15 protein-coding genes are annotated in these 8,266 nt (G+C 40.9%); 8 read left to right on the forward strand and 7 right to left on the reverse strand.

The genetic code is table 11. The features are described from left to right. Positions 1 to 20: 20 nt before the first annotated feature. From XEN7305_RS14440 to XEN7305_RS14450, 3 genes are read left to right on the forward strand one after another with little or no spacing between them, the layout of a single operon-like run. Positions 21 to 743 carry a ParA family protein gene (locus XEN7305_RS14440; protein WP_006510197.1) on the forward strand — a complete coding sequence of 241 codons (723 nt, stop codon included), beginning with the start codon at positions 21 to 23 and terminating at the stop codon, positions 741 to 743. Next, positions 736 to 1,557: a ParB/RepB/Spo0J family partition protein gene (locus XEN7305_RS14445; RefSeq protein WP_006510198.1), complete on the forward strand. Its 822-nt coding sequence runs from the start codon at positions 736 to 738 to the stop codon at positions 1,555 to 1,557. The genes XEN7305_RS14440 and XEN7305_RS14445 overlap by 8 nt, the downstream gene beginning before the upstream one ends. After that, positions 1,554 to 2,087: a metal-dependent hydrolase gene (locus XEN7305_RS14450; RefSeq protein ID WP_006510199.1), complete on the forward strand. Its 534-nt coding sequence runs from the start codon at positions 1,554 to 1,556 to the stop codon at positions 2,085 to 2,087. Before XEN7305_RS14445 ends, XEN7305_RS14450 begins: the two co-directional genes overlap by 4 nt. A gap of 71 nt (positions 2,088 to 2,158) precedes the next feature. Here the strand turns inward: XEN7305_RS14450 and XEN7305_RS14455 are convergent, their stop codons facing one another. Next, a complete protein-coding gene (locus XEN7305_RS14455) occupies positions 2,159 to 2,653 on the reverse strand; it encodes an antirestriction protein ArdA (RefSeq protein WP_006510200.1) in 495 nt (164 codons plus the stop codon). Between the two features lie 307 nt (positions 2,654 to 2,960). Between XEN7305_RS14455 and XEN7305_RS14465 the strand changes: the two genes are divergently transcribed. Then, entirely contained in the window at positions 2,961 to 3,254 is a 294-nt protein-coding gene (locus XEN7305_RS14465) for a hypothetical protein (protein ID WP_006510202.1), read from the forward strand. Then, positions 3,254 to 3,703: a type II toxin-antitoxin system VapC family toxin gene (locus XEN7305_RS14470; RefSeq protein WP_006510203.1), complete on the forward strand. Its 450-nt coding sequence runs from the start codon at positions 3,254 to 3,256 to the stop codon at positions 3,701 to 3,703. Before XEN7305_RS14465 ends, XEN7305_RS14470 begins: the two co-directional genes overlap by 1 nt. Positions 3,704 to 3,750: 47 nt before the next feature. Here the strand turns inward: XEN7305_RS14470 and XEN7305_RS14475 are convergent, their stop codons facing one another. Continuing rightward, complete coding sequence (locus XEN7305_RS14475) at positions 3,751 to 4,116, reverse strand: single-stranded DNA-binding protein (RefSeq protein ID WP_006510204.1); 366 nt, start codon at positions 4,114 to 4,116, stop codon at positions 3,751 to 3,753. Positions 4,117 to 4,148: 32 nt separating this feature from the next. Between XEN7305_RS14475 and XEN7305_RS14480 the strand changes: the two genes are divergently transcribed. Then, positions 4,149 to 4,391 carry a hypothetical protein gene (locus XEN7305_RS14480; RefSeq protein WP_040897929.1) on the forward strand — a complete coding sequence of 81 codons (243 nt, stop codon included), beginning with the start codon at positions 4,149 to 4,151 and terminating at the stop codon, positions 4,389 to 4,391. 246 nt (positions 4,392 to 4,637) lie between these two features. After that, on the forward strand, positions 4,638 to 4,949 hold the full coding sequence (locus XEN7305_RS14485) for a hypothetical protein (protein ID WP_158500402.1): 312 nt from the start codon (positions 4,638 to 4,640) through the stop codon (positions 4,947 to 4,949). 27 nt (positions 4,950 to 4,976) lie between these two features. Here XEN7305_RS14485 and XEN7305_RS14490 read toward each other — a convergent pair whose 3' ends face one another. Together XEN7305_RS14490 and XEN7305_RS29045 are read right to left on the reverse strand one after the other, a co-directional pair. Further along, positions 4,977 to 5,234 carry a hypothetical protein gene (locus XEN7305_RS14490; protein ID WP_006510206.1) on the reverse strand — a complete coding sequence of 86 codons (258 nt, stop codon included), beginning with the start codon at positions 5,232 to 5,234 and terminating at the stop codon, positions 4,977 to 4,979. Positions 5,235 to 5,349: 115 nt separating this feature from the next. After that, positions 5,350 to 5,490 carry a hypothetical protein gene (locus XEN7305_RS29045; protein ID WP_158500403.1) on the reverse strand — a complete coding sequence of 47 codons (141 nt, stop codon included), beginning with the start codon at positions 5,488 to 5,490 and terminating at the stop codon, positions 5,350 to 5,352. Between the two features lie 308 nt (positions 5,491 to 5,798). On the opposite strand from XEN7305_RS29045, the gene XEN7305_RS14495 reads away from it, so the two are divergent. Then, positions 5,799 to 6,383, forward strand: coding sequence for a site-specific integrase (locus tag XEN7305_RS14495; protein WP_006510208.1), 585 nt, complete (start codon positions 5,799 to 5,801; stop codon positions 6,381 to 6,383). Between the two features lie 135 nt (positions 6,384 to 6,518). On the opposite strand, the gene XEN7305_RS14500 is transcribed toward XEN7305_RS14495, so the two are convergent. From XEN7305_RS14500 to XEN7305_RS14510, 3 genes are all read right to left on the reverse strand, one after another. Further along, on the reverse strand, positions 6,519 to 7,121 hold the full coding sequence (locus tag XEN7305_RS14500) for a hypothetical protein (protein WP_006510209.1): 603 nt from the start codon (positions 7,119 to 7,121) through the stop codon (positions 6,519 to 6,521). 86 nt (positions 7,122 to 7,207) lie between these two features. Then, positions 7,208 to 7,585, reverse strand: a complete 378-nt coding sequence (locus XEN7305_RS14505) for a type II toxin-antitoxin system VapC family toxin (protein WP_006510210.1) — start codon at positions 7,583 to 7,585, stop codon at positions 7,208 to 7,210. Next, positions 7,575 to 7,844, reverse strand: a complete 270-nt coding sequence (locus XEN7305_RS14510; protein ID WP_006510211.1) for a hypothetical protein — start codon at positions 7,842 to 7,844, stop codon at positions 7,575 to 7,577. Before XEN7305_RS14510 ends, XEN7305_RS14505 begins: the two co-directional genes overlap by 11 nt. Positions 7,845 to 8,266 lie beyond the last annotated feature (422 nt).

Genomic DNA, 8,266 nt, shown 5'->3' on the forward strand with positions numbered 1-8,266 from the left:
AATATCAAGAAATAACTTTTATGAGTGTGACTCGAATTGCTGTAGCTGGGAGAAAAGGAGGAGTGGGAAAGACTACCATTTCCTGCGGGATTGCTTCGGTGTTTGCCCATCAAAAGAAGCGAGTTTTGGTGTTAGATCTAGATCCTCAATCCAATGCCGCTTTCGCTCTAGGAGGAGACCCCACTCAACCTGGGACAGCAGAATTATTACTAGGACAAAATCCCAAACCTCTAATCATTAACGACTATCTGTCCGTTCTCCCTGGAGGAGTAGAATTAGGCTCTCAAGGCATTCAATCATGCTATGCCGAAGATTTAGCCGATGCTGTTTCCCCCTTACCCTACGAGATACTGATTTTTGATTGTCCTCCTGGCAATGAACATTTAGAAAGACTGGCTCTGTTTGCTGCTCAATCGGTATTAATTGTCGCCAATGCCCATCCGATGGCTATTATGGGCGCGGGACGAGTTCACGGTGAACTGACAACTTCTCAAAAGAAAGGAAGAAATAGTGCAAGTCGCTGGGCAATTGTTCAATCTCTTATTGATAAACGACGTAAATTGGACAAAAATTTGGAATTAGTTTTAAAGGATTTGTTTCCAGCCTTAGAACATCTTATTGTCCATCAAGATACTGAAATGGCGAATGCCACAGCGAACCAAATCCCCATCATGGAACATGCCCCGAACTGTCGAGGAGCTAGGGATTTACAAGTAATAGCAAATTGGGGAACTCATGGCTAAAAAAAAAGCACCCAACTGGAATGTTGTTGCTCAAATCACGAATGATATGACTGATAAAGATCAGCAACAACAAGTGAAAAACGCCCAAGAGCATCAACCAAAAACTATCATTCCTCTAGAACAGATCAAAGTTCGAGAACAAGATACCAGACCGCTTCATGAATCCCATGTAGCGGACTTGGCTGAATCTATTACTGTTTTAGGACTTCTCGAACCTTTAGTTCTAGATCTCCGCTATCGGTTATTAGCAGGAGGTCATCGTTTAGCCGCTATCCAACTAGTCAAAGAAACCAATACCAAAGCTTATCAACAGCATTTTCCCAATAATCTTGTTCCTGTTCGCATCATGGCCTTTGATGCTGTGGAGAATCCCGATTTGGCTCTACAAGTAGAAGTAGCCGAAAATGAACATCGTCGGGATTACACCCCAACTGAAGTTAAACTAATGGCAGACCGCTTACAGGAGCAAGGCTACAAGCGATTAAAGGGCAGACCAGCGCAGGGAGAAAAATCTCTTGTCCAAGCGTTAGCTTTTGTCGTTAATAAAAGCAAGCGCACCATTGAACGCTATTTACAAGAGGATAAAAATCATGATGGCCAAGAAAGTGCGACACGTGTCGCACTTTCTTCTGAACGAGCTGCTTTGAGAAAAACCTATAAAGACCTCAAAAGCTGGCAAAAAGCCCTACAGGAAGAACCTCAAACTCCAAAACGTCAGTCATTAGCTAAAAAACTACCGAGTATGATGCGATTGATTGATGCGGCTTTAGCTGAAATAGAGGGGATAGAAAAAGAAGAACAACAAACTTCATGACAGCTCGTTCCCATATTCCCTTTGCCATGTGTTTATGGTGGATTTTTAGCCTAGTTATGGGCTATCCGATAACAGGGCATAGTTCTGTTATCGCAGGAATAGGAGGTTTAATGCCTGATTTAGACCATCCTAAATCAGCTTTAGGGCGCAGAATTCCCCTTGTCAGTGACACCATCTCAGCTTTATTCGGTCATCGAGGCATTACCCATAGTTTACTCGCTGTGGGAGTAATGATTCTAGTTCTAATGAGCATCACAACTAAGCCAGAATATCAAGAATTGAACTGGATGGTTGCGCCTCTTTGCATCGGTTATATTTCTCATATTATCGGCGATTCCCTCACCCCATCAGGAGTACCATTACTTTATCCAAAAAAGAAAAACTATAGTCTAAAAGTCTTTAAAACAGGAAGTCTTCTCGAATTTATCATCATGGGATTACTGACTATTTTTCTGGTGACAATCGGTGGAGTCGGACAACAAGTTTATCAACAGATCCTGATGACATTTCAGCAGAACCTTGCTTTTTAAAATCACTTGAAAAACATCCCCAATCTTTTTTTCTGTGGGAAGGAGTAGAGGAGCAATATATTCTTCTCTCTTCAACAACAACGAAATATATGGATTTTGCCATCAGAACCCTGGTCATGATGGTAATCCATACTTAAATCACGAGCAAAGGCTTCATAATCAATATAAAAGTGCAGATGATCTGGCAGTTCATAAAGATAAAGCTGATCAAACAAATCATCAGCATAATCTCTAAAGCTCTCCCACTCGCCACAGTAACTTTCCTCAAATCCTTCTTCTGCGGCATAATCTTCGCCTATATATTGAGCATAGATTGCATAGGCTTCGCCATGTTTGGACAGTAAATTTGCTATTTCCAACACTTGAGAGATACTCGGACTTAAACCATAAAAACCATCATAATCAGCTATCTCCCATTCTTCAGCTAAAGGCTCTTGAGACATGGCTAAGATCTCTTTAATAGCGTCCCATAATCCATCTTTGTCTAAATCTTCTAACTCGACCCATCGGCCAACAATCCGTCCTGCATTGTAATCAGCTAGAGATTGAATAAAAATACTAGTCATAACTCACTCCATAAATTGAGGTTAAAGGTGATGCGCGTGCATGACCTTCTGCCCCTCGGCGAGAGTGGGGAGGCAAAGTCAAGACCAGTAAAAGGGGAGGGGTATCTCCCAAATTTCTGTCAGTTAAAAATCAAATCTTTTCTGAAATTAGGGGACACCTCTTTGGCTGCTTGGAGCGTTAGCGTAGAGTTTAATCTTGACTGCGCCAGGGTGCGAAGCCCCTTAGCATTGGAGAAAGGAGATATTCTCTTGAATAATCAGCTAAAATGAAATAAGATAAGCCTCTTAAGCAACAAGGGATAGACTCGTGTCAGAAGCTACAAATATCAGAAATGAAATAGCTAATCAGCTGCCCAACATGCCTGCTGAACAGATTAAGCAAGCAGTTATTAAATGGCTTGATACAGAAAATGCTGAACTGGATGAATTATCAGAGAATTTAGCTCAGGAACAAAAAAGCTCTTCCCCTCAGAACTCCTTATCCAAGGAAGAAAAGATAGCAGCTTTTCATGAATGGGTAGAAAGTCATAGAGGACTAAATCTGCCTTTTCTCAGTGATGAAGATATTAGTAGAGAAAGCATGTATCCAGATAGATTCTAATGTCATACCTATTAGATACCAATATCTTGCTACGTGCTGCTTTGACCAATCATCCTCTGAATGCTGTCACCGTAAAGGCGGTAAATCATCTATTATCAGTCGATGAAGAATTAGTAATTGCCCCTCAAAATTTGATTGAATCGTGGAATGTCTTGACGCGCCCGCAGAACAAAAATGGCTTTGGCTTGAGTCCTAATGATGCCCAGCAAGAAATTGAGAAATTAAAAATAACTTTCACTTTGCTACCAGACACCTCTCAGGTTTTCTCAGAGTGGGAAAAGTTAGTAATGAAATATCAAGTGAAAGGAGTTAATGTTCATGACACTCGTTTAGTTGCTTTTATGTTGGTGCATAAGATAAGTCATATTTTGACCTTTAATACTAAAGATTTTCAAAGATTCAATTCGGAAATTATCGTCGTGCATCCTGATGCAGTGGAGAATCAATAAAAAGAAAGACCCCATCAGTAATAACTGATGGGGATTAGGTGATTACTTTAAAAGGCCACTTCTTCAGAGACCTTTGACTTGGTAGGTAAGACATCCTTATCGATGCGCTCGCCGCGAATGCTGGCAACCCAGTAAGATTTACTATCTTGAGCATCAACTTTATAGTAGGAGAGGGAACCTTCAATTTTGACTCTTTGACCAACCTTGAAGTAGCCAGCATGTTGCTGAGCTTGTTGTCCGAAGAAAGTGACTTTGTGCCAAACTTCAGGCAACTGTTTCCAGTCTTCATTTACTTTGTAAGCATCTTGAGTGCAGATAGTGATTTCAACGCGAGTCGAACCGTCGGGATTTGGTATCACTTCAGGGTCTTTGCCGAGATTTCCTCTTAAGATAATTTGGTTATTATAAGCCATAAGATTTACTCCTTGTTTAATGGTTAACTAACTTGAGGCGGATTAATACAGTAGGAGAATCTTTTGTCGCTCAAGGGCATAGCGAACTAAAAACGGAGGGTCTAACCAGAGGTTGGAAACCGTTTTTAGCCTGGAACGACAAATCCCCTACTGTAGGCCAATACAAGTTAAGTTTTACCAATAAACAACCAGGAGCCAAGAACGAACAATGGCTCATTATGAGGGAAATTAGCCCAAGAAATCTCAAAATTCTGACCAAGTTAGCAACCCCTTAATCAGTTCTCAATTATCTCTGGAAGTAGCCACCAGGAATGAAAGTGAAACAGCTTTGTTCAAGAGTAGAGATCAATTCACTCTTTAGCAAGTTACACAGCTATGGTTGAATTGGAATAGGAGTAGCAGCATGAAAGAGTAAAAGAGAAGTCCCCTGGATGAGTTAAAAAGAGGGTAGGTTGATGAATTTCATAAATACGCCAGCCTTTTTAAGCGTTGATACTTTGTTTAATTGGCAGTCTAAAAAAATGAAGAGAGACTGTCAGTGTCGTTTGAGAATTTACAAGATTACTGTAGAGCAAGCGGTTGTCATCGCTTCTCAACTGCCAGATGAAGCAAGTTGTTCGATTGCTGATGAAGCCTTAACCCTGATCCCCCTGATTTGTCAGAAGTTACTTCTTAAACTGACCAGTATTATGTGGGTAGAACATTATCCCAAAGGATATCTCAAGGATGAAGAGGTCTATGAAGAGGTGACGTTAATACAAGATAAAATCACCTCGAAAAGAATCAAAAAACAGAAGATCGAAAACCTCTTGTCAGTGAAGCTCATAGTTTGAGTCGTTTAGCTATACGTTCTAATATCATTAGTTAATATCCCTTGCTACTTCAAATTCATTCAGAATATTACACCCCAATTCCCATTCAACTAAAGAATTCACATTCTCTTTGTTATCACAATTTAATTCCCATTCTTTCCTGATTTCATCTTCAGTTTTATTGTAAATATTTGAAAACACCGTAAATCTTATATTTTCTGGATTCGAAGGATGCCATACTTTAATATTTCCATCATCATTATCAACGACAACAGAGTAATTACCGTTCCCCCATTTAATTAACATTTTCCTTTTTCTCTCTATGCCTCCAATATCTTGATAAAATTAAATTTAAATAATCAACTTACTACATTGTAATCTCTTCAAGTAAATATAAATAGAATATTTAAGTTAATTATAGCTATGGTAGTTTTCGCCAATCCCATTCTCTTGAGCCTCCAGGAAAAAGCTTGGCGTCTTTATATTGCTGAACCTCTACTTCGATTTGTCCCCACTTGATATAGGTAATGGCTGGAGAACTCGGTTTGATAGCCCCCATCATGCTTCCTCAACATCTATTTCCCTCAGTTTAACAAGTGCCATAATGGGCAATTTCTCTGCTCAACGATTAAACTGAAGACCCCCGAGCTGAATTTCGAGATCAAGGACCTCTAGAAAACTGCTTTTATCTCTTCAAAAACAGGCAAATAACAATAGATAAGATTTCCTTATCTATTAAGTAATTATACTTAGCCTCTTCGCGATTATTCGATAAGTTTTCCTTAATCGCCTTACAAACGGCAACGAAATCATAGGCTTTTAAGCCCCTTACGCTATCAAAGTGGGGTTTGATAATGTAAAATCTGTTCCATGAAAGTGAACAAATTTGGGCGAGCAGCAATCCTCACCCCGGCACAGATAACTTTACTATTTGACGAGGGCTTTACCAAAGCGCGCGATCGCGCGATGTTTGGCGTTTGTTTATATGCAGCGGCACGGATTAACGAAGCTTGTACTCTTTTAAGAGGGGATGTGATCGGTATTAAAGGAGTGCGAGATGTTTTGGTGATTCGCTCTTATAACACTAAAGGAAAACAGTCTACCCGCGAAATTCAGATGCATCCTCAGTTGAAGGAATATCTGGAGCTGTATCAAAAAAAGGCTCTGTATCAGAACAGTCCTCATCTGTTTCCTGGAAGACATGGTAGGGGCAGTATTCATAAAGCCAGTGCTGACAGGATTTTACGAGATACTTGTAAGCGGTTGGAGATTGAAGGAGTGAGCACCCATAGTTTTCGACGTACAGCATTGACCAAGATGAGTGATTCTGGAGTGCCATTGCGGCATATTCAAGCGATCTCAGGGCATCGTACTCTAGCTGCTTTGGAGCGGTATTTGGGGGTTACGGAGCAACAAAAAGAGAATGCGATTGCCGCGTTGAATTTTTATTTGTAAGTAATCTCCCCAAAGAAATGAAGCCAAGTTACTTAGAAAAACTGAAGGAAGTGCTTGTTGAGAATTTTGGATATTCTACTTTTTCCAGTGTTGAAAGAAAACTTTCTTGATTACAGCTCCCAGGTCATCTCTTGTTTAACAGTGATCCGCTGTTATCCTATCTAACCTTTCATTAAACTCATCAGGCGTTAACTTACAAATCGGTTCGCGTTCGGGATAGGTTTTAAGGATATTCGCGGCGGCATCTCTGCCTGTCCCTTCTGGCGGAGCAATCACCCAGGTCGGGACATTAAGCTCCACAATCTTGGAGTACATCAACCTCGCGTAATCCTCCATTCCTCCAAGATCCTGAGCGTAATCGGCAAAGATCAGCAATGCTGCGGGACGACCACATTTCAGGCAGGGAATGAGTTTGCTGGCAATCTTTTCGATTGATTCAGGGGGTTGCTGGGCAGAGTGAGGGTCTCGGTTGCCGAATGATGCGGCCCTTCCGCCTAATGCTTGATCTAATTGATGGGAAAGCTCTTTGCCAATAGGTTCAAAAATAGCTCCCCTTTTAGCTGTCATCGGGTCATCGGGGTCACCAACTACTTCACAAAGAATCTGGGTTTGCCCATCGGGGCGCTCTTGCAGCAGGACGCGGCCTAAATCACCGAGTTCCGAGTGACGAAACATAAAAGCTACACCATTGGGCAGTTGTTCTTGACGGTAGGTAATATCAGAGGAAAGGTTGAACACGCGGGTTTTAGCCTCAAGTTTTTAATCTAGGCTACGCCGGATCATTCCTCGAATGTAATTCGCTTATCTTTTTTTAATGGGAGGAGTCAGCTTGATATTAGCCCGACAGGATAAGTCTCGATTTCCGCGATACTTAGGAGCTTCTTATCATTGGTAAGAAGAGGCGCACCTAACTTGAAAGCTGTGGCGGCAATGATGGCATCTGGCACTTTGAGATTATATTTCTTTCGCAGAGAGATCGTTTCTGTCTTGATGGGATTCTTAAGTTCAACAACAGTTACATCATTAATAAAATTTTGAATCAGGTTAATTTCATATGCCTGAATAGGGGGATAAGAAAGCAGTTCGATCTCCGTGATAATTGAAATGACGTACTGCTTCTTTTCTAGAGGTTTTTGTAAACGACCGCCTAAATGATACAGCACCACATTGGTATCTAGAACCAGGAAGGAACTACCACTCACTGCGCATACGTTCCTGAAAGGTTAAGGGGTCTTCGCTCAAAGTTACTGTTCCCGCGTATTTATCTAGGCTGCTTGCTGGCTTAACATCCTCAATAAGTTCTTTGAAGTCATCTTCTCGTGAATTTTCTGCTTCAGCGGCTTCATAAGATACCGTCAGCTGGATATCCTGATTGATGATACCTGTGGGAATCTCCATGTCCAGATGCACCATACCATCAGAGCCTGTATGGGCTTGAATACATATTTCATGGTCAGACATAATGCTGCTTCTATCCTTGCTGCTTTCAATTAAGGCTTAATAGTATCTAATTCTATCCTGTAATTCAATGTTCTAACTTGTCACTTTCAGATTCTACATCGGGATTTCGTAGTATGACGATCAATTATCAACCCAGACAAGACAAAGAGTTGAGAGTAAGTGAATGCGATCGCTATGTGTAAAAAGATGAGAGTTGAATGTGGGAAAAAGAAATTATTCCGCAGCGAATAATACAAGAAATCGTCAGACCACTGCTATAGAGGAGCCACAGAAATCTTGTTCAGTGAGATTGTTAAGTTTTTTATCACTCCCCTAGCTCTTCACGTTACGTCACCCCCTATCTTAAAAATACAGAGAATTAGAAGCAACGAAAACATCATGTACAGTATTGGGGAAGATGAAATTAAATTTGTTCATCTCTT

The sequence above is a fragment of the Xenococcus sp. PCC 7305 genome, assembly GCF_000332055.1.
Classification (GTDB): Bacteria; Cyanobacteriota; Cyanobacteriia; order Cyanobacteriales; family Xenococcaceae; genus Xenococcus.